This window comes from Massilia sp. TS11 (assembly GCF_022012445.1).
Classification (GTDB): domain Bacteria; phylum Pseudomonadota; class Gammaproteobacteria; order Burkholderiales; family Burkholderiaceae_D; genus Telluria.
This window is the reverse complement of sequence record NZ_JAKLTS010000005.1, coordinates 164625-185205: the sequence shown is the minus strand read 5'-3', so window position 1 is coordinate 185205 and position 20581 is coordinate 164625. Positions and strand designations below refer to the sequence as shown.

The window sequence follows — 20581 nt, the reverse complement described above, 5'->3', positions numbered from 1 at the left end:
ATGCTGGCACGCTGGCTGATTCTTGGCGAATGGCGCGCCCATCCGGTGCGCGCGCTAGTGGCGATTGCCGCCATTGCGATTGGCGTCGCGCTCGGCTTCGCCATCCACCTGATCAATGCCGCCGCCCTGAACGAATTCGGCGCCGCCCTGCAAGGCCTGGCTGGCCAGGCCGAGCTGCAAGTGCGCGCCACCGAACCGAGCTTCGACGAAGCCCTGTACGCCGACATCGCCCGTCACCGCGGCGTGGCCGAAGCAGCCCCCGTGCTGGAACTCGAGGCCGCCGTCAGCGGCGCCCATGGCACGCTCAAGCTGATCGGCATCGATGCGCTGCGTGCGCCGACGCTCAGCCCGCAGCTGCTGCCGCTGCCCGATGCCAATGCGCCGCAGGACATTCTGGCCGACGACGCCATTTTCCTCTCGCCCGCGGCCCAGACCTGGCTGCACAAGCAGACCGGCGAGCGTATGAGCCTGCGCGTCGGCGCCGGCGAAGTGACGCTGCGCGTAGCCGGCACCCTGGCCCAGGCGCGCGCCGGGCAGCGCCTGGCCGTGCTCGATATCGGCACGGCCCAGTGGCGCCTGGCCCAGCTGGGCAAGCTGTCGCGCATCGACCTGCGCCTCGAGGCCGGGCTCGACCGCGCCGCCTTCCAGCACAGCCTGCAGACCGAGCTCAATGCCCGCTATCCGGGCCGCTTCCTGGTCGAACAGCCCGGTGGCGAGGCCGCGCTCGACAAACAGCAGAACGTCAGCCGCGCCTACCGCGTCAATCTGACCGTGCTGGCCCTGGTGGCCCTGTTCACCGGCGCCTTCCTGGTGTTTTCCACCCAGGCCCTGTCCGTGGTGCGGCGGCGCAGCCAGTTTGCGCTGCTGCGCGTGCTGGGCCTGGAGCGCGGCCAGCTGCTGCGCCAGATTCTGCGTGAGGGCCTGGCCCTGGGCGTGGTCGGTTCCGCGCTCGGGGTGGCCGGTGGCTACGCGATCGCCGCGGCGACCCTGCGCCTGCTCGGCGGCGACCTCGGCGCCGGTTTCTTCGCCGGCGTCGCGCCCGAGCTGCAGCCGGCCCCGCTCGGCGCCCTCGTCTACTTCCTGCTCGGTCTTGGCGTGGCGGTGGCCGGTTGTCTGGCCCCGGCCCTGGATGCGGCGCGCGCCGCACCCGCCGCCGCCCTCAAATCCGGTAATGAAGAAGCGGCCCTGGCCACGGTGGCGCGCGTCTGGCCCGGCTTGCTGTGCCTGGCGCTGGCGGGCGTGTTCGTGCTGCTGCCGCCCGTATATGAACTGCCGATCTTCGGCTATCTGGCCGTGGCGCTGCTGCTGGTCGGCGCCATCAGCCTGATGCCGCGCTTTGCCGCCACCCTGTTTGGCGCCATTGCACGCCGCGCCGGCCGCCTGGCGCCGGTGCCGGCCATGGCCCTGGCCCGCCTGGCCAATGCGCCGGGCCAGGCCTCGGTGGCGATGGGCGGCGTGCTGTCCTCGTTCAGCCTGATGGTGGCGATGGCCATCATGGTGGCCAGCTTCCGCGTCTCGCTCGACGACTGGATGCGCCACATCCTGCCGGCCGACCTGTATGTGCGCGCCGCCATGGCGGGCGACAGCGCCGCCCTCGGCCCGGCCGAACAGCGCGCCATGGCCGCCCTGCCCGGCCTGCAGCGCGTGGAGTTTCTGCGTACCCGCGCCGTGCAACTCGATCCGGCCCGCCCGGCCGTCGCCCTGATTGCGCGCGACTTCGACCTGCAGCACCCGGACCGCGCCCTGTTCCTGGTCGGCCCCAGCCTGCCGGTGCCAAGCGGCGCGACGCCAGTCTGGGTGTCCGAAGCGATGATCGACCTCTACCAGACCAAACCCGGCAGCACCCTGCGCCTGCCGATTGGCGGCCAGCTGCGCGCCCTGTACGTCGCCGGCGTCTGGCGCGACTATGCGCGCCCGACCGGCTCGGTGGTGCTGCCGCTGGCCAGCTACCGCGCCTTCAGCGGCGATCTGGATGTCAGCGACGCCGCCCTGTATGTGCAGCCCGGCGTCAAGGCCGAGACGCTGGCCGCCACCTTGCGCGCCCAGCCCTACGGCGCCGATCTGGTCGTGGTCCAGCCAGAGACCATCCACAGCATCAGCCTGCAGGTGTTCGACCGCAGCTTCGCCGTCACCTATCTGCTCGAAGGCGTAGCGATTCTGGTCGGCCTGTTCGGTGTGGCGGCCACCTTTTCGGCCCAAACCATCGCCCGTGCGCGCGAGTTCGGCATGCTGCGCCATATCGGCGTGACGCGCGCCCAGGTGCTGGGCCAGCTCGCGCTCGAAGGCGCGGCCCTGACCGGCCTGGGCATCGTGTGCGGTTTCGCGCTGGGCTTCGTGATCAGCCTGGTGCTGGTGGATGTGGTCAATCCGCAGTCCTTCCACTGGAGCATGGAGCTGCACCTGCCCTGGCCGCTGATCGGCGCCGTGGCGGCGCTGCTGCTGGGCGCCGCCAGCCTGACGGCCCTGGGCGCGGGCCGGCACGCACTCTCCGGCGGCCCGATCCGCGCGGTACGGGAGGACTGGTGATGCGCCGCCTGCTCTGTCTGCTACTGCTGCTGGCCAGCGCCGCCTTCGCCGCGCCGCCCGCCTTCACCCCGGTCACGCCCGGCAAGACCCTGAACTTCCCGGCCGACCTCGGCGCCCATCCGAGCTTCAAGACCGAGTGGTGGTATGCCACCGGCTGGCTGAGCACGGCCAGCGGCGCCAAGCTCGGTTTTCAGATCACTTTCTTCCGCAGCGCTACCGGGCACGACCGCGCCAACCCGAGCGCCTTCGCCCCGACCCAGATCATCATCGGCCACGCCGCCCTGGCCGACGCCCGCCGCGGCAAGCTGCTGCACGTCCAGCGCAGCACCCGCGCCGGCCTCGGTCTGGCCTGGGCGCGCGAAGGCGACACCGACGTCGGCCTCGACCAATGGCGCCTGCAGCGCCTGCCGGACGGCCGCTACCAGGCCAGCGTGCGCGATGCCGAGCTCAGCTACGACCTGATCTTCAGCCCGACCCAGCCGCGCCTGCTGCAGGGCCAGCAAGGCTATTCGCAGAAGGGACCGCGCCCCGAGCACGCCAGCTACTACTATAGCGAGCCACAGCTGCGCGTCAGCGGCAGCGTCGTGCAGGGCAAAACGCGCGAGACGGTCAGCGGGGACGCCTGGCTCGACCACGAATGGTCGAGCACCGCGCTCGACCCAAAGGCCGCCGGCTGGGACTGGGTCGGCGCCAACCTCGACGACGGCTCCGCGCTGATGGCCTTCCAGATCCGCGCGCTCAGCGGTGGTAAACTATGGGCCCACGCCGTGCGCCGCCGCGCCGATGGCCGTAGCGAGGCCTACGGACCGGACCAGGTCAGCTTCACGCCGAGCAGCACCTGGACCTCGCCGCGCACCCAGGCGCGCTACCCGGTTGCCACCGGCCTCAGCCTTGGCAAGGACAGCTGGCAATTGCGCCCCCTGATGCCCGACCAGGAACTCGACGCCCGCCGCAGCACCGGCGCCGTCTACTGGGAGGGCGCCGTGCGCCTGGAACAAAACGGCAAGCCGGCCGGACACGGCTACCTTGAAATGACGGGATACGCCCGCCAAATGCAGCTTTAATCAGAACAACACATGTCGACCCCAGCCAAAGACACCACCCGCAAAGGACCGATCGCCGCGCTGCGCGGCCTGTTCCCCTTCCTCCGTCCGTACCGGCTGCAATTCGTGCTGGCCGGCCTGGCCCTGCTGGTCGCCGCCGGCGCCACGCTGTCGATCCCGGCCGCGTTCAAACGCATGATCGACCTCGGCTTCGGCAGCGGCGCCGGTATCGGCTCGGCCGGCCATGTGAACGCCGTATTCCTCGCCCTGTTCGGCGTGGCCAGCGTGCTCGCCGTGGCCACGGCCTGCCGCTTCTACATGGTGTCCTGGCTCGGCGAACGGGTGACGGCCGACATCCGCGCCGCCATCTACCGCCACGTGGTGCAGCAGAGCCCCGAGTTCTTCGAGACCACCCAGACCGGTGAAGTGCTGTCGCGCCTGACCACCGACACCACCCTGATCCAGACCGTGGTCGGCACCAGCATCTCGATGGCGCTGCGCAACACCCTGCTGTTCATCGGGGGCCTCGTGATGCTGTTCGTCACCAGCGCCAAGCTATCGGCGATCATCATCGGCCTGCTGCTGGTCGTGGTCGTGCCGATCGTGCTGTACGGGCGGCGCGTGCGCGCGCTGTCGCGCGATTCCCAGGACCGGATTGCCGACGCCTCCGCCCTCGCCGGCGAAATTCTGAACGCCATGCCGACCGTGCAAGCTTTCACCCACGAGCAGATCGAAGCCGAGCGCTTCGGCCAATCCGTCGAAGGCGCGTTTGCAACGGCCATGCGGCGCATCCGCGCGCGCTCGATGCTGACCATGCTCGCGATTCTGCTGGTGTTCGGCGCCATCGTCTTCGTGCTGTGGCTGGGCGCGCACGCCGTGCTCGAAGGCAGCATGACCGGCGGCGACCTCGGCCAGTTCATCCTGTACGCCTCGATCGTGGCCGGCGCCATTGGCGCGCTGAGCGAGACCATGGGCGAGATGCAACGCGCGGCCGGCGCCACCGAGCGCCTGCTCGAACTGCTGAACGTGCGCAGCGCCATCCAGAACCCCGCCCAGCCGCAGCCCCTGCCCAAGCGCACCGCCAACGGCGCCGCGCTGGCGATGGAGAACGTCAGCTTCAGCTATCCCTCGCGGCCCGACACCGCCGCGCTGGACCAGATCAGCCTGCATATCCAGCCCGGCGAGACCGTGGCCGTGGTCGGCCCCTCGGGTGCCGGCAAGACCACCCTGTTCCAGCTGTTCCTGCGCTTCTACGACCCCAAGGCCGGGCGCATCCGCCTGGACGGCGTCGACATCACCGCGCTCGACCTGCACACCCTGCGCGGCGCGATTGGCATCGTGCCCCAGGACACCGTGATTTTCTCCGCCAACGCCATGGAGAACATCCGCTACGGCCGCCCCGACGCCAGCGACGCCGAGGTGATCGCCGCCGCGCGCCAGGCCGCCGCGCACGAATTCATCGAGCGCCTGCCGCAGGGCTACCAAAGCTTCCTGGGCGAGCGCGGCGTGCGCCTGTCCGGCGGCCAACGCCAGCGCATCGCGATTGCCCGCGCGCTGCTGAAGAATCCGCCGCTATTGCTGCTGGACGAAGCGACCAGCGCACTCGATGCCGAATCCGAGCGCCTGGTGCAAGCCGCGCTCGAAGCCGCGATGGAAGGCCGGACCACGATCATCATTGCGCACCGCCTGGCGACGGTCCAGCGCGCCAACCGCATCATCGTGATGGAGGACGGCCAGATCGTCGAGACCGGCACCCATGCCGAGCTGGTCGCCAAAGGCGGCGTCTACGCCAACCTCGCCGCCCTCCAATTCCACCCCGTCCACGTCATGCACTAACCCGACGGGGTCTAACCCGACGGGGTCAGGTCCGGCAATCGGACATGCGAGAACTTTTCCGCGCCGCTGGTGTCCGCCGAACGCAATGACCACGCTGCGACAGATGCGTTTCTGGACGGGGTCAGGTCCGGCGATCGGACACTTGAGAACTTTCTTTCCCGCGGAAGGTCGCTCAAACGCGACGACCACACCGCGACAAATTAGTTCACGCATGTCCGATTGCCGGACCTGACACCGTTCATTATCGATTTATAATTGCCGGAGGACATCGCTGCGGGGGCGGGCTTGGGCATCATTGCGGTCTTTAATCAGAAAGGCGGGGTGGGCAAGACGACGACCTCGGTCAATCTGGCGGCGGCGCTCGCCCGTCGGGGTCGGTTGCCGTATGGGATCGATCTTGATCCGCAGGCTCACTTCTCGAACATCTCGGGCCTGCAGGCCAATGGCGGCGACGACACTCTGCTGGCGCTGTTTCAGCGTAACCGGCCGCTGCGCGAATTGCTGCTGAAAACGCCCTCGGGCCTGGAACTGATCCCCGCCCATATGGAACTGGCCAAGGTCGATAGCCTGTTCGGCAAGGGCTATAACGTGGTCAACCGGCTCAATACGGCGTTGAAGGCGGAACGCTTCCTCGACGAGGGCCGGCCGGTGCTCATCGATTGCAGCCCGCTCATCGGGGTCCTGTCGCTGAATGCCATCTTCGCCTGCCAGGGCGTGATTATCCCGGTCTCGGCCGATCATCTGTCGGCCAAGGCGGCCCTGCAGGTCGACAAGTCGCTGCGCGCACTCGAGACGGTTCTCAAACATAAGGTGCCGCGCCGCTTTCTGCTGACCCGCTATGATGCACGCCGCAAGATGGCCGCGGAGATCTTCCAGTCTCTGAGCGAACGCTTCGGTGAGGATGTCTGCCAGACGCGCATCGCGGAAAACGTCAGCCTAGCCGAAAGCCCGGCCCACAATCAATCGGTCTTCGATTACGCGCCCAACAGCCGCGGCGCGCACGACTATGACGCCCTCGTCAATGAACTGACGGAGACGGGCTTTCTCGTCTAGCTGTCCTTGGAGATCAGGGTCAGGATGTCTTCCACCGAGGTGGCCTGCCAGGTCTTTTCCTCGGAATCGCGCGTCTGGCAGCGCAAAATCGTGCACTGGCGGTACATCTGAAACAGCTTGCGCTCCGCATCAGCCTGGTCGCGGCCGGCGATCTGGATGCTCTCGATCTTCTGCCCGGATCGGGTCTGTATCTGGAAATCGAATTTCAGCATGGCGCCCCCTTCGCTGCGGATTATAGTCCGCCGGTGTATGCTGTCGACTGTTTTCTCCCTGAGGTTCTGCCATGCCTGTGCTCGAAGGCGGCTGCTACTGCGGCAATATCCAGGCGCGCGCCGTCATCTCCCATTTGCCGAGCAATATCGGTCCGGGCGCCTGCGATTGCGACTTTTGCACCAAGCACGGCGCCGCCTGGTTTTCCGATCCGGCGGGCGAACTGATCCTGCGGGTGCGCGACAGCAGCCGCGTTCTGACCATCCGCCAGGGCAGCGGCCAGGCCGAGGTCTTCATGTGCGCCGACTGTGGCGTGGTTGTCTGTACCGCCTACCGCGAGGGTGAGGACCTGTACGCCAGCCTGAACGCGCGCGCCTTCCAGCCGGATGCGCGCTTTGCCCCGGCCGAATCGGTCTCGCCCAAGGACCTGGACCCGCAGGACAAAGCGGCGCGCTGGAAACTGCTGTGGTTTCATCAAGTTGACATGGCCGGCCTCTGCCCCCTGCGCTAAAATAGCCTGTCTTTATTCGGCAGTTTCCCATGAAGCAATATCTCGATTTCATGCGCCATGTGCGCGACCACGGCACCGAAAAGACCGACCGCACCGGCACCGGAACGCGCTCGGTGTTTGGCTATCAGATGCGCTTCGACCTGCAGCAGGGCTTCCCGCTGGTGACCACCAAGAAGCTGCACCTGCGTTCGATCATCCATGAGCTGCTGTGGTTCCTGCAGGGCGCGACCAATATCGCCTACCTGAAGGAAAACGGTGTCTCGATCTGGGATGAATGGGCCGATGCCGAGGGCAATCTGGGGCCGATCTACGGCTTTCAGTGGCGCTCCTGGCCGACGCCGAGCGGCGAACACATCGATCAGATTGCGCAGGTGATGGAGCAGATTCGCCACAACCCGGACTCGCGCCGCATGATCGTCTCGGCCTGGAACGTGGCCGATGTGCCGCAGATGAAGCTGCCGCCCTGCCATGCTTTCTTCCAGTTCTACGTGGCCGACGGCAAGCTGTCCTGCCAGCTCTACCAGCGCAGCGCCGACATCTTCCTGGGCGTGCCCTTCAATATCGCGTCCTACGCGCTGCTGACGCATATGATGGCCCAGCAAGCCGATCTGGAAGTGGGCGAATTCATCTGGACCGGCGGCGACTGCCACCTCTACAGCAACCACATGGAGCAGGTCGACACCCAGCTGGCGCGCCAGCCGCTGCCCCTGCCCACGCTGCGCATCGCGCGCAAGCCGGACTCGATCTTCGACTACCGTTTCGAGGATTTCGAGATCGTCGGCTACGAATCGCATCCGGCCATCAAGGCCCCGGTGGCGGTCTGATGGCGCACCTGTCCCTGATCGTGGCGACCGACGCCGCCGGCGGCATCGGCATCCGCAACACCCTGCCCTGGAAGCTGAAGGAAGATCTGGCCTTCTTCAAGGCCACCACCAGCGGCCACCCGATCATCATGGGCCGCAAGACCTTCGATTCGATCGGCCGCCCGCTGCCGAACCGGCGCAACATCGTCATCACGCGCAATCCTGACTGGCAGCACGCGGGGGTGGAATGTGCAGCCTCGCTCGCGGCCGCCCTGGCCCTGGTCGGGGAGGCGCGCGCCTTCGTCATCGGCGGCGCCCAGATTTACGCAGCCGCCCTGCCCCTGGCCGATGAACTGATCGTCACCGAAATCGGCGCCCGTTTCGACTGCGACGCTTTCTTCCCGCCCATCGACAAGACGGTGTGGCGCGAAGTGGCGCGCCAGCCCCAGCATTCGTCCGAGAACGGCTGGGACTATGCCTTTGTCACTTACCAAAAAGTTTAGGAGTTCCCATGTCTGGACACGGTTTCCACGTCCACGGTCCGCACGACCACGCCGTTGAACACGCCCACCACCAGGCCGACGATTTCGCCAGCAGCATCGCCGTGATGACGGCCATTCTGGCCACCGTCGGCGCAATGTTTGGCTATATGGGCGGCGCCACCCAGAACGATGCGGCGCTGTTCAAGAACAACGCGGCGATCAAGAAGACCGAGGCCGCCAATACCTGGGCCTATTATCAGAGCAAGTCGGCCAAGCAGAACCTGGCCGAGCTGGCCATGACCCTGCCCGGCACCGACGTCGAACGCTACAAGGCCGAGGTCACGCGCTACAAGAGCGAAAAAGAGCAGATCAAGAAGGACGCCGAGAAGCTGGAGAAGGAGTCCGACGAGTGGAACAAGAAGTCGGACGAGGCCCTGCATTCGCACCACCAGTGGGCCCAGGCCACCACGGCCGAGCAGATCGCCATTTCGCTGGCCGCCATCACCCTGCTGACGCGGCGCCGCTGGCTGAAGATCGCCTCGCAGGGGGTGGCCGTGGTCGGCCTGGCGCTCGGTCTGTTCGCCTGGTTCCATGTCGACCCGATCGGCAGCCTGACCGGTGGCGGCCACGCTCCGGCCGCCCATGCGGAAGCCGCTGCCGCTGCGGCGTCGGCGCCCCCGGCCGGGCATTGAAGCGCGCGCGGATTTTCGCTTGTCCCGCAAGACAGTTTCTGCGACAATCCGCGCTTAAATTTTTAGCGCCGTGAGTGGACACCCCTCACGGCCTTTTGCTTTGGAGACTTCCATGTCCATGAAATTCCGTTTCCCTATTGTCATCATTGACGAAGACTTCCGCTCCGAGAACACCTCGGGCCTGGGGATTCGCGCGCTGGCCGCGGCGATCGAAAAGGAAGGCATGGAAGTGCTGGGCCTGACCAGCTACGGCGACCTGTCCCAGTTCGCCCAGCAGCAGTCGCGCGCCTCGGCCTTCGTGCTGTCGATCGACGACGAGGAATTCGGCGAAGGCTCGGTGGAAGAGACCAACTTCGCCCTGGCCGCCCTGCGCGCCTTCGTCGAGGAAATCCGCTACAAGAACGCGGACATCCCGATCTATATGTACGGTGAAACGCGTACCGCGCGCCATATCCCCAACGACATCCTGCGCGAGCTGCACGGCTTCATCCACATGTTCGAGGATACGCCCGAGTTCGTCGCGCGCCACATCATCCGCGAAGCCAAGAGCTATCTGGATTCGCTGGCGCCGCCCTTCTTCCGCGCCCTGGTCGAATACGCCAATGACGGTTCCTACTCGTGGCACTGCCCGGGCCACTCGGGCGGCGTGGCCTTCCTGAAGTCGCCGATCGGCCAGATGTTCCACCAGTTCTTCGGCGAGAACATGCTGCGCGCCGACGTCTGCAACGCCGTGGAGGAACTCGGCCAGCTGCTCGACCACACGGGCCCGGTGGCCAAGTCGGAGCGCAATGCGGCGCGCATCTTCAATGCCGACCACTGCTATTTTGTGACCAACGGCACCTCGACCTCGAACAAGATGGTCTGGCACTCGACCGTCGCCGCCGGCGACATCGTGGTGGTGGACCGCAACTGCCACAAGTCGATCCTGCACTCGATCATCATGACTGGCGCCATCCCGGTGTTCCTGATGCCGACGCGTAATCACCTGGGCATCATCGGCCCGATCCCGCTGCAGGAATTCACGATGGAGTCCATCCAGCGCAAGATCGAAGCCAACCCCTTCGCGCGCGAAGCCGTGAACAAAAAGCCGCGCATCCTGACCATCACCCAGTCCACCTATGACGGCGTGCTCTACAACGTGGAGACTCTCAAGGACATGCTCGACGGTCAGATCGATACCCTGCACTTCGACGAAGCCTGGCTGCCGCACGCCACCTTCCACGAGTTCTACAAAGACATGCACGCGATCGGCAAGGACCGTCCGCGCGCCAAGGAGTCGATGATCTTCTCGACCCAGTCGACCCACAAGCTGCTGGCCGGCCTGTCGCAGGCCTCGCAGATTCTGGTGCGCGAGTCGGAATCGACCAAGCTCGATCAGGTGACCTTCAACGAGGCCTATCTGATGCACACCTCGACCTCGCCGCAATACTCGATCATCGCCTCGTGCGACGTGGCCGCGGCCATGATGGAGGAACCGGGCGGCAAGGCACTGGTCGAGGAATCGATCCTCGAAGCCCTGGACTTCCGCCGCGCGATGAAGAAGATCGACGCCGAGTGGGGCCACGACTGGTGGTTCCAGGTCTGGGGTCCGAGCGAGTTCTCGGAAGACGGCATCGGCTCGCGCGAAGACTGGATTCTGCGCGAAGACGACAACTGGCACGGCTTCGGCAAGCTGGCCAAGGGCTTCAACATGCTGGACCCGATCAAGGCCACCATCGTGACCCCGGGCCTGGCGCTGGACGGTTCGTTCGGCGAGAGCGGCATTCCGGCCTCGATCGTCACCAAATACCTGGCCGAACACGGCGTGATCATCGAGAAGTGCGGCCTGTACTCGTTCTTCATCATGTTCACCATCGGGATCACCAAGGGCCGCTGGAATACCCTGGTGGCCGCCCTCCAGCAGTTCAAGGACGACTACGACAAGAACCAGCCGATGTGGCGCATCCTGCCCGAGTTCGCGGCCGCCAATCCGCGCTACGAGCATATGGGCCTGCGCGACCTGTGCCAGCAGATCCACGACTTCTACAAGGCCTATGACGTGGCGCGCCTGACCACGGAGATGTACCTGTCCGACATGGTCCCGGCGATGAAGCCCTCGGAAGCCTTCGCCAAGATGGCCCACCGCGAGATCGAGCGCGTCGACATCGACCACCTGGAAGGCCGCATCACCGCCATCCTACTGACGCCCTACCCGCCGGGCATCCCGCTGCTGATTCCGGGCGAGCGCTTTAACAAGACCATCGTCGACTACCTGCGTTTCGCGCGCGACTTCAACGAGCGCTTCCCCGGTTTCGAAACCGACGTGCACGGCCTGGTGAAGCAGGAAGTCAATGGCAAGCGTGGCTACTTCGTCGACTGCGTGAAGTAAGCCGGGCGGATGAAGGTCCTCTTCATCCACCAGAATTTTCCGGCCCAGTTTGTCCACTGGGCCGGCCATCTGGCGCGCGACAGCGCCAACACGGTTCTCGCCCTCTCCCATCACGACGCGCCAGCGCCGGTCGGCGTGCGCCGCCTCGCCTATGGCCCGCTGCCGAATGGCCGCCATCCGCTCGAACAGCAGCTGGCCCACGCCGAGGCCTGCGCCAGCGCCGCCCTGCGCCTGCGCGCGGAAGGATTCTCGCCGGACGCCGTGGTGGTCCACAGCGGCTGGGGCGAAGGCCTGTTCATCAAGGACGTCTTCCCCAAGGCGCGCCTGGTGGTCTACGGCGAGTTTTATTACGACCCGGACGGTCCCGATTGCGGCTTCGACCCCGAAGGCCCGGTCTTCGATTTCCGCCGCCGCGCTGCTCTGCGGCTGCGCAATACCCTCACGCTGCAGCAGCTGGAGCTGGCCGATCTGCCGCTGGCGCCCACGGCCTGGCAGCGCAGCGGTTTTCCGGCCTGGGTGCAGGCCAAGATGCAGGTGCTGCACGATGGGATCGACTATGCGCGTCTGCAGCCGGCGCCGGGGCTGAAGCTGCAGCTTGCGCCGCAACTGCCCGCGCTCGCGCATGGCGATGAGATTCTGTGGTTCGCGGCGCGCGACCTGGAGCCGGTGCGCGGCTTCCACGTGTTGATGCGCCTGCTGCCGGCGCTGCTGCGGCGGCGTCCGCAACTGCAGGTGGTGATCACGGGCGGCGATGGCAACAGCTATTCCTTCGCCGCACCGCACGGCCAAAGCTGGAAGGCGGCGATGCTGGCCGAGGTGGGCGCGGCGCTCGATCCGGCACGCGTGCACTTCACCGGCACCCTGCCCTATCGGACTTACGCCGCACTCACGCAGATCTGCAAAGTGCGGGCCTACTGGACCACACCCTTTGTGCTGTCCTGGTCATTTCTGGAATCGGCGGCGGCGGGGGTGCCGCTGGTGGCCTCGGATACGGGCCCGGTGCGCGAGTTCGCGCAGGAGTTTGGCGTGCAGCTCTGTGGCTTTTTCGATCAGGCGGCCTGGCTCGACGCACTGGAGGCCGCGCTGGCCGCGCCTGCGCGCGCGCGCAGGCCGGTGCCGCTCGAGCGCATCGACACTGCCTGGGTGTGCCCGCACCTGGCCGAGCTGCTCAGGGCCTGAGAATCAGGTCTTCGGCAGCGTGACGCCGCGCTGGCCCTGGTATTTGCCGCCACGGTCCTTGTAGGACGTCTGGCAGACTTCATCGCTTTCGAAGAACAGCACCTGGGCGCAGCCTTCGCCCGCGTAGATCTTGGCGGGCAGCGGCGTGGTGTTGGAAAACTCCAGCGTCACATAGCCTTCCCATTCGGGTTCGAACGGAGTCACATTGACGATGATGCCGCAGCGCGCATAGGTCGACTTGCCCAGGCAGACGGTCAGCACGTTACGCGGGATGCGGAAATATTCGATCGTGCGCGCCAGCGCGAAGGAGTTGGGCGGGATGATGCAGACATCGCTCTTCACGTCCACGAACGAGTTGGAGTCGAAGTTCTTCGGGTCGACGATGGTCGAATTGATATTGGTGAAGACCTTGAATTCGTCGGCGCAGCGGATGTCGTAACCGTAGGACGAGGTGCCGAAGGAGATGATGCGTTTGCCTTCGCGCTCGCGGATCTGGCCCGGCTCAAAGGGATCGATCATCCCGTGTTCTTCCGCCATGCGGCGGATCCAGTTATCGCTCTTGATAGTCATCGCTGCGCAGTCCCAGAAGTGGTTCGATCCCGCGATTTTACGCCAAATCCCGACCCTCCAACAGCCTGTCGACCATGGCGATGACGGCTGCGGCGCTCTCTTGCGGGCGCTCCATCGGGAACAGGTGGCCACCCTCGATGTTCACAAAATTCTTCCCCACCAGACGGTGCGTCGCCTCCAAACCGGCTTGACGGCACTCGTAGGAGCGGGTCCCCGCGATGAAGCCGGCCGGCACCGGGAAGGGCGTGCGCACCAGGCGGCCCAGGTGGTGCGGCAAGGTGCGGTAGATGGCGGTTTCGATCTCGCGCGTGAAGCGCAGGGTCACCCCTTCCGGATGCGGCTTGGTGCCGGCCTCGATGTAGTCGGCCAGTACGCCGGGCGCCCAGGCGGCAAAACCCGGCTTGGCGGCAAAGTGGGCGTGGGCCGCTTCTTTCGATGGCCACAGCTCGCGCCGGCGTGCCGAGTGCTTGGCCGGGGTGTAGCGGTCGGCCCAGGGCTGATGCTTGAGGGAGCGCCAGAAGAAGGCACGCCAGCCCGCCACCACGGGCGAATCGAGCATCACCAGACAGCGCACGAGGTCGGGCCGCTTCTTCGCCACCATCATCGACAGCATGCCGCCAAGCGAATGGCCACACAGGACCACGGGCGCATCGTAGCGCTCAAGCTGGGCGATCAGCTCACGCGCGAGATTGCGCCAGCCGTCATCGACCGGGTAATCCGGATGGTGGGCGTGCATCTCGAGCGCGCGCACATCGAAGCGCGCGCCGAGATGCTGGAAGAATTGGCGGTAGGTGCCCGCCGGGTAGCTGTTAGCGTGGGCAAAATGCAGGATCGGTTTCGTCATCCCGCCATTGTAGCCAAACTGGCGCCAACGGCAGTCTCCGACCTGCGTGAGACCTCAGGCGCTCGTGTTGACGATATTGCCGCTGCCGCTCGCGCCCTGCAGATTGCTCGCGAGCGCCTGCAGGAAAGTCTTCAGGCTGCTTCCGCTGTCGCTATTGGTCTGGATGCCCAAGGCGCCCAGGAGCTGGTTGAAGCTATCCTGAAGCGCCTTGGTGCTGTCGTTGCTGCTGCTATCGCTGGTGCTGAGTTGGCTAATCAGGCTTTGCAGGTCGGCCGCCATGCCGCCCCCGTGGTGGCCACGCGCGCCCTGTGCGCCGCCCTGCTCCGGCGGCGGCCCCGCTGGCGCCGCCGCGCCGCCGGCTGCGCGCATGGCCTGGCCCAGGCTATGCAGAAAGCTGCCCAGCGCTTGCGCCGGGTCGGTGCTGCTCGCCGTGCCGCCGCTGTCTGCGCTGCTGGCGCTGGTGCCGCCAATCGACTGCAGCGCACTGGCAATCGCATCGATGAAGGCGCCGCCGTCGGGCGGCCCCTCATGGTGATGGTGGCCCTCCACGCCTTGGCTGCGGGTGGGGCTGGTGCTGCTGCTCTGGTAACTATTCAGCGCAGCGGTGCTGGTCACGCTGGTAATGGTCATCGCCGCTCCTCAATGGCGGGCCGGCGGCGGCGCCGGATGCGCCTCCAGCTGCTGCTTCTGCTCTGGCGTCAGCAGAGCCAGCACCTGGGCGTGGGTGCGCGCGCGGGCCAGGCTCAATGCCGCCACGGCTTTACCCTCGGCCTCGGCCAGCGCCTTGGCCTTGCCCTCGTCGAAGCGGCCGCGCATCAGTTCGTGCATGCCCTCGCGTGCGTTTTTCAGCGCCTTTTCCTGTTCGTGGACCTGGGGCGCAGCCGCATGCATGATGGCGAAGACCTTGTCCTGCTGCTCGTCGCTGAGCTTCACGCCATGCAGAAAGGGCATGCCGGGGCCGTGTTCGCCCATGCGCGGACCATGCCCCATCGGGCCATCCGGGCCGTGCATGGGGCCACCGCGCGGACCATGCTCCATGCCCTGCGGCCCCGGTTCGGCCTGCGCGGCGGCGGCCATCGTCAACATCAGTGCTGCGCTCAAAGCTTTGAGGTTCATCCTTGCTCTCCGATTGAATGATGTGCCTTCATTCTGTCGCCAGCAGGTGTAAAGCGCCGTCAGGGGAATGTAAAAGCAGGTAAAGGCCGCTGCGCCCGGGCGTGCGCCTGCGCTATGATGCGGCCATCATGACGGAAGTGCTGCTCATCGACGACGACACCGAACTGCTGGCCATGTTCCAGGAATACCTGGAGCAGGAAGGCTTTGCCGTCACCTGCCGCCACGATGGCGAGAACGGCGCGCTGGCGGCCCTGAGCGGCCAGTTCGCCATCGCCGTCCTCGATGTGATGATGCCAAGGGTGAATGGCATCGAAGCCCTGCGCCGCATCCGTGCGCGCAGCCAGATGCCGGTGCTGATGCTGACGGCGCGCGGCGACGACACCGACCGCATTCTCGGCCTGGAACTGGGCGCCGACGACTACGTTCCCAAGCCTTGCACGCCGCGCGAACTGACGGCGCGCATCCGCGCCATCCTGCGCCGCACGCAAGCGGGCGCCCAGACTGAAGGCGACACCACCCTGCTTGTCGGCCGTCTGAGCATGTGGCCCGAGCAGCGGCGCGCCACCTGGAATGGGGCCATGCTGGACCTCACCAGCACGGAATTCAATCTGCTCGAAGTGCTGGCCCGCCACGCCGGCCGCCCGGTCAGCAAGGCCATTCTGTCCGAGCAGGGTCTGGGGCGGCCGCTGACCCGCTTCGACCGCAATATCGACGTGCACCTGTCCGCCCTGCGCCACAAACTCGGCACCCTGGCCGACGGCCGCTCGCCGCTGCAGACCGTGTACCGGCTGGGCTATCAGCTGATCCGCGAGTAGGCCATGGGCCGCCTTTTCTGGAAGTTTTTCCTCTCGATCCTGCTGGCGCAAGTGGCGGCGACGCTGGCCATCGGCGGCGCCTTCTGGCTGCGCGATCTGGCCCGCCAGACGCCGGCCGGCACCACGCTGGAGCGCGGCCCCTCGGCTGAATTTCTGGCCCAATCCGCCGCGGCCACGCTGCGCCATGGCGGGCCAGCCGCGCTGGCCGAACTGCTGGCGGCCCAGCACTTGCGCACTGTGTATGCAGTGGACCAAAGCGGGCGCGATGCGCTTGGGCGCAGCGTTCCGGTCACGCTGCTGGCCGCCGCCCGCCAGAGCCTGCAGGAAGGCGGTGCGCGCAAACCGGTCGAGGAAGTCGCCCTCTCCGATGGGCGCCGCTATCTGATCTTCGTCGAGCACGAACGCCGCACCGGCCCTGGCGAGCACGCCTTTCACGAGCTGGCGGAGAAGCCGCACCCAGATCGCGCCGGCAGCGCGCCGCCTCCGCCCGGCTTGATGCCGCGTGAAGGCCACCATGGCCCAGGCGGCCCGCCGCCCGACCGCCAGTGGTGGCCCGTGCTGACGATCGGCGCCGCCACGCTCGCCAGCCTGCTGTTCGCCGCCCTCCTCGCCTGGTACTTTGCGCGTCCGATCCGCGCCCTGCGCAGCGCCTTCGATGCCGCGGCAGCCGGTGATCTGTCGCCGCGCTTCGCCACCGCGCTGCCCGGCCCCAGCGATGAACTGAATGACCTGGGGCGCGACTTTGACCGCATGAGCCAGCAGCTGCACAACCTGGTCGAGGGCCAGCGCCGCCTGCTGCACGACGTCTCGCACGAACTGCGCTCGCCGCTCGCGCGCATGCAGGCGGCGATCGGCCTGGCCCACCAGACACCCGAAAAGACCCAGGCCTGCCTCGAACGGATCGAGAAGGAATCGGCGCGCATGGACAAGCTGGTTGGCCAGCTGCTGCAACTGGCTCGCCTCAACAGCGCCGCCGCCCAGCCGCGCATGGAACCGGTCAACCTGCGCGACATGCTCGATAGTCTGGTGGCGGACATCGCCTTCGAAGCCGAGCAAAAAGGCCAGCAAATCGGCCTGGATGCGCAGACCGACTGCACGGTGCGCGCCGCGCCCGACCTGCTTTGGAGCGCGCTCGAAAATATCCTGCGCAACGCCGTCAAACATGGTCCGCAAGGCGCGCCGATCGAGGTGCGCCTGCACCAGGGCGTCGGGACAGCGGAAATCTGCGTGGCGGACCGCGGCCCAGGCGTCCCCGAGGCCGAACTGCCGCGCATCTTCGACGCCTTCTACCGCACCGAAAGCGCGGCCGACAATGTGGATGGCCACGGCCTGGGCCTGGCGATTGCCCAGCGCGTGCTGACCGCGCATCAGGGCAGCATCCGCGCCAGCAACCGCACAGGCGGCGGACTGGAAGTGTGCATCACTCTCCCGCTGGCCCCGCAGCACTGAACCAGTAGCGCAGCTGCGTGGCCCGATAGGCGCTGACGCGCACCTGCGGCCCCAATTCCACGCGCACCGCGCCATCGCGGTCGCTGCGCCAGATCTGTATGCCGCGTTGCCGATAGCGCGCCTCCACCGCGGCCTTGGGATGATGATAGCGATTGCGGTAGCCGACCTGGAACAGGGCGTGGCCGGGCGCCACCGCATCCAGCAGCATGGGCGTAGACGAGGTGCCGCTGCCATGATGCGGCGCCAGCAGCACTGCGCTGCGCAGCCCAGTGCCAGCGCGCGCCACCAGTTCAGCCTCCTGCGCGGCCTCGATGTCGCCGGCCAGCAGCATGCGCTGGCCGGCCGCTTCCATCAGCAAGGTACAGGATCGGGCATTACTGTTCAGGCCCGGATTGGCGTAGCTGGCTGCCAGCGGATGCAGGATGCGAAAGCGGACGCCATCCCACTCCCATTGCTGGCCGTCGACGCAGGGCGAGCCCATGGCCGATGACAGCACCCAGTCCGTACGCACGCTCGCCAACAGCGTATTCGCACCGCCCGCATGGTCCATGTCGCGATGACTGAGGATGAAGCCATCGAGGCGGCCGATGCCGCGTCCCTGCAGATAAGGCAGCAGCACGCGGTTGGCGCCATTGTTCTCCGGGGTGTAGGCCGGGCCGGCGTCGTACATCAGGCGGTGCTGCGCCGTTTCGATCAGCAGGGCCATCCCCTGGCCGACATCGAAGGCCGTCACCCAAGCTTGCCCCGGTGGCGGCGCTTGCGGACGCGCCAGCAGCAAAGGCAGCCAGGCCGCGATACCCGCCCAGCGCACGGGCCAGCCGCGCGGGGCCAGCAACCACAGGGTGCCGATCATGGCGAGTACAAACACGGGCAGACTGGGCGCGGGCGCCGACCACACCGCCCAGTCGACGCCGGACAGCCAATACAGCAGGCGCGCCAACAGCGCGATCAGCGCGTGCGCAAGCTGCAGCAGCCAGCCCCCCAGCGGCGCCGGCGCGACGGCGCCAAGCAGAGAGAGCGGCGCCACCACCACGCTCACCAGTGGAATGGCGACGGCATTGGCCAGGGGGCTGACCAGCGACACCTGGGCAAACAGCAGCAAGGACAGCGGCACCAGACCAAGCGTGACCGCGTACTGCGTGCGCAGTGCCTCACGCCAGCCATGCAGCCGGTGAACGCGCCCCGCGTGGGCATACAAGATGACGCCCACCGCGCCAAAAGATAGCCAGAACCCAGGCCACAGCACGCACCACGGGTCCAGCAGCAGTACCACACCCAGCGCCAGACAGAGGATGTGCGACACCCGCACCACCCGCCCTAGCCAGAGCGCCAGCACGACCACTGCCAGCATGCAGAAGGTGCGTTGCGCCGGCACCCCAGCCCCGGCCAGCAGCACGTACAGCCCCGCCGCCGTCAGCCCGACGATTGACGCGAACTTCTGCGCCGGCAGCACCAGCGGCAGCCGCGCACTGCGCCGCCACAGCGCATCGGCCACCAGGGCAGCCAGGGCCGCCAGCATGGTGATGTGCAGACCGGAGATGGAGATCAGGTGGCCGATGCCGGTGCGGTTGAAGACGGCCCAGTCATCCTGCCCGATGCCGCGCTGATCGCCGATGACAAGGGCGACGATCACGCCGCTGTAGGGCGCACCGGCCAGCGCCTGCTCAATGCGTGCGCGCAGGGCAGCGCGCGCCCGCTCGATCAGGGTGCGCGGGGTGGCTACAAAATCGGCCAGCAGGCGCCCCGAGCGCACGTAGCCGGTGGCGCGAATGCCCTGCTCCAGCCACCAGGCCTCGATATCGAAACCGTAGGGATTGGCCGCGCCGTGCGGCCTTTGGAGGCGCGCGCGCCACAGCCAGCGCTGGCCGGGCGCCACCGGCGGCAGTGCCGTGCCGCGCGCGTACCAGCCAAGCACGATCCGCTGCGGCACACCCTCGCCCGACTCCACGCAGACTTCAAAGCGCACACCATCGGGAGCCCGGAAAGGCAGGCTGCACACCACCCCGGCCAGGCTCAGATCGCGGCCTTCCAGTGCAGGCGGCAATTGTTCGGCCAACGCGTTGCTGGCAAGCTGGCCAGCCCAGGCAAAGCCAGCGAGCACACCCGCCAGCAGCAGCCAGCCAGCGCGACGGCCGCGCGCAAGGACGAGGCTCAGTGCCGCAGCGGCAAACAGGCCAAGCCAAAACGGAGGATCGGGCAGCGCCGGCAGGGTTTGCAGGGCGAGCACGCCGCCCAGCATGCCAATGATGAGCGAACGCATGGCAGCACCTCTGCCGGCTCCGTGCTTACATCAGGGAGGCCATACGCGGCAGGACGGCGCAGGCATTGGCGCTGGTGGCCTCGGCCACGTCCAGCGGCGCCATGCCGCGCAGCTCCGCCAGCACGGCGCCCAGGCGCGGCAGCTCCTCCGGGCTGTTGCGGCCGGGGTGCAGCCAGGCCGGCGAAATGTCCGGCGCGTCCGTCTCGAGCACGATGGCGTCCAGCGGCAGCGTCGCCGCCAGGCGCCGGATCTGGAGCGCGCGCGTAAAGCTCATGGCGCCGCCGAAACCGAGCTTGATGCCCAGGCTAATGAAGCTGCCAGCCTGCTGCTCGCTGCCATTGAAAGCGTGGGCGATGCCACCAGCCGGCGGCAGCTGGCGCAGATGCTTGAGGATGATGTCCTGCGAGCGGCGCACATGCATCAGCACCGGCAGGTCGAACTCGCGGGCGATGCGCAGCTGCTCGCGAAAGAAGAATTCCTGGCGCGCGCGCATGCCCGGCTCGGTCAGCATCGGCACAAAGAAATCCAGGCCGATTTCGCCGATGCCGACAAAATAAGGATCGTCACGCGCCACGCGGACAGCGGCGCGCAGCGTATCGAGATCTTCCTCGCGCGCCTGCGGCACGTAGATGGGGTGAATCCCGAGTGTGTAGCACAGGCCGGACTGGCGCTGGCACAGCACCCGCACCGCCTCAAAATTGGCCACCTCCACAGCAGGCAGCACGATCATGCCGACACCCGCAGCCTGCGCGGCCTGCGCCACTGCCACCGCATCGGCGCCGAATTCGTGCGCGTCCAGGTGGCAGTGGGTGTCGATCCACATA

Annotated in this window: 19 protein-coding genes; 12 read left to right on the top strand and 7 right to left on the bottom strand. The window is 67.1% G+C overall.

The genetic code is table 11. The features are described 5' to 3' along the window. From LZ005_RS09720 to LZ005_RS09705, 4 genes are all read left to right on the top strand, one after another. Positions 1–2526, top strand: a complete 2526-nt coding sequence (locus LZ005_RS09720) for an FtsX-like permease family protein (RefSeq protein ID WP_237807119.1) — start codon at positions 1–3, stop codon at positions 2524–2526. Beyond that, the gene (locus LZ005_RS09715; protein ID WP_237807116.1) at positions 2526–3590 is read left to right on the top strand and encodes a carotenoid 1,2-hydratase; all 1065 of its coding nucleotides are present in this window, start codon (positions 2526–2528) and stop codon (positions 3588–3590) included. Before LZ005_RS09720 ends, LZ005_RS09715 begins: the two co-directional genes overlap by 1 nt. A gap of 12 nt (positions 3591–3602) precedes the next feature. Further along, positions 3603–5405 carry an ABC transporter transmembrane domain-containing protein gene (locus LZ005_RS09710; protein WP_237807114.1) on the top strand — a complete coding sequence of 601 codons (1803 nt, stop codon included), beginning with the start codon at positions 3603–3605 and terminating at the stop codon, positions 5403–5405. A gap of 255 nt (positions 5406–5660) precedes the next feature. Continuing rightward, positions 5661–6458, top strand: coding sequence for a ParA family protein (locus LZ005_RS09705; protein WP_237807112.1), 798 nt, complete (start codon positions 5661–5663; stop codon positions 6456–6458). On the opposite strand, the gene LZ005_RS09700 is transcribed toward LZ005_RS09705, so the two are convergent. Further along, on the bottom strand, positions 6455–6670 hold the full coding sequence (locus LZ005_RS09700) for a hypothetical protein (protein ID WP_237807109.1): 216 nt from the start codon (positions 6668–6670) through the stop codon (positions 6455–6457). The two genes, LZ005_RS09705 and LZ005_RS09700, sit on opposite strands and share 4 nt — an antisense overlap. Positions 6671–6741: 71 nt before the next feature. Here LZ005_RS09700 and LZ005_RS09695 point away from each other — a divergent pair, with 71 nt between their 5' ends. The 6 genes from LZ005_RS09695 to LZ005_RS09670 all read left to right on the top strand — a co-directional run bounded on the left by LZ005_RS09695 (position 6742) and on the right by LZ005_RS09670 (position 12703). Then, the gene (locus LZ005_RS09695; protein ID WP_237807107.1) at positions 6742–7179 is read left to right on the top strand and encodes a GFA family protein; all 438 of its coding nucleotides are present in this window, start codon (positions 6742–6744) and stop codon (positions 7177–7179) included. Positions 7180–7208: 29 nt separating this feature from the next. After that, positions 7209–8003: a thymidylate synthase gene (locus LZ005_RS09690; RefSeq protein WP_237807105.1), complete on the top strand. Its 795-nt coding sequence runs from the start codon at positions 7209–7211 to the stop codon at positions 8001–8003. Continuing rightward, positions 8003–8485, top strand: coding sequence for a dihydrofolate reductase (locus LZ005_RS09685; RefSeq protein WP_237807103.1), 483 nt, complete (start codon positions 8003–8005; stop codon positions 8483–8485). Before LZ005_RS09690 ends, LZ005_RS09685 begins: the two co-directional genes overlap by 1 nt. 8 nt (positions 8486–8493) lie before the next feature. Then, positions 8494–9156, top strand: a complete 663-nt coding sequence (locus tag LZ005_RS09680; protein ID WP_237807101.1) for a DUF4337 domain-containing protein — start codon at positions 8494–8496, stop codon at positions 9154–9156. 118 nt (positions 9157–9274) lie between these two features. After that, positions 9275–11524 (top strand): arginine/lysine/ornithine decarboxylase, encoded by a 2250-nt coding sequence (locus LZ005_RS09675; RefSeq protein WP_237807828.1) that lies wholly within the window; start codon positions 9275–9277, stop codon positions 11522–11524. Positions 11525–11533: 9 nt separating this feature from the next. Beyond that, positions 11534–12703: a glycosyltransferase gene (locus tag LZ005_RS09670; protein WP_237807099.1), complete on the top strand. Its 1170-nt coding sequence runs from the start codon at positions 11534–11536 to the stop codon at positions 12701–12703. 3 nt (positions 12704–12706) lie between these two features. On the opposite strand, the gene dcd is transcribed toward LZ005_RS09670, so the two are convergent. From dcd to LZ005_RS09650, 4 genes are read right to left on the bottom strand one after another with little or no spacing between them, the layout of a single operon-like run. Then, positions 12707–13273 carry a dCTP deaminase gene (dcd, locus tag LZ005_RS09665; protein WP_237807097.1) on the bottom strand — a complete coding sequence of 189 codons (567 nt, stop codon included), beginning with the start codon at positions 13271–13273 and terminating at the stop codon, positions 12707–12709. Positions 13274–13310: 37 nt separating this feature from the next. Further along, on the bottom strand, positions 13311–14117 hold the full coding sequence (locus LZ005_RS09660; RefSeq protein WP_237807095.1) for an alpha/beta fold hydrolase: 807 nt from the start codon (positions 14115–14117) through the stop codon (positions 13311–13313). Positions 14118–14171: 54 nt separating this feature from the next. Beyond that, positions 14172–14747 carry a hypothetical protein gene (locus LZ005_RS09655; RefSeq protein WP_237807093.1) on the bottom strand — a complete coding sequence of 192 codons (576 nt, stop codon included), beginning with the start codon at positions 14745–14747 and terminating at the stop codon, positions 14172–14174. Between the two features lie 9 nt (positions 14748–14756). Continuing rightward, on the bottom strand, positions 14757–15233 hold the full coding sequence (locus LZ005_RS09650) for a Spy/CpxP family protein refolding chaperone (RefSeq protein ID WP_237807091.1): 477 nt from the start codon (positions 15231–15233) through the stop codon (positions 14757–14759). Between the two features lie 128 nt (positions 15234–15361). Here LZ005_RS09650 and LZ005_RS09645 point away from each other — a divergent pair, with 128 nt between their 5' ends. Both LZ005_RS09645 and LZ005_RS09640 read left to right on the top strand, forming a co-directional pair. After that, the gene (locus LZ005_RS09645; RefSeq protein ID WP_237807826.1) at positions 15362–16048 is read left to right on the top strand and encodes a response regulator transcription factor; all 687 of its coding nucleotides are present in this window, start codon (positions 15362–15364) and stop codon (positions 16046–16048) included. A gap of 3 nt (positions 16049–16051) precedes the next feature. Next, entirely contained in the window at positions 16052–17497 is a 1446-nt protein-coding gene (locus LZ005_RS09640; RefSeq protein ID WP_237807089.1) for a cell wall metabolism sensor histidine kinase WalK, read from the top strand. On the opposite strand, the gene LZ005_RS09635 is transcribed toward LZ005_RS09640, so the two are convergent. Beyond that, a complete protein-coding gene (locus LZ005_RS09635; RefSeq protein WP_237807087.1) occupies positions 17469–19757 on the bottom strand; it encodes a DNA internalization-related competence protein ComEC/Rec2 in 2289 nt (762 codons plus the stop codon). The two genes, LZ005_RS09640 and LZ005_RS09635, sit on opposite strands and share 29 nt — an antisense overlap. A gap of 25 nt (positions 19758–19782) precedes the next feature. Beyond that, a complete protein-coding gene (locus LZ005_RS09630; protein ID WP_237807085.1) occupies positions 19783–20580 on the bottom strand; it encodes a TatD family hydrolase in 798 nt (265 codons plus the stop codon). Between the last annotated feature and the right edge of the window lies 1 nt (position 20581).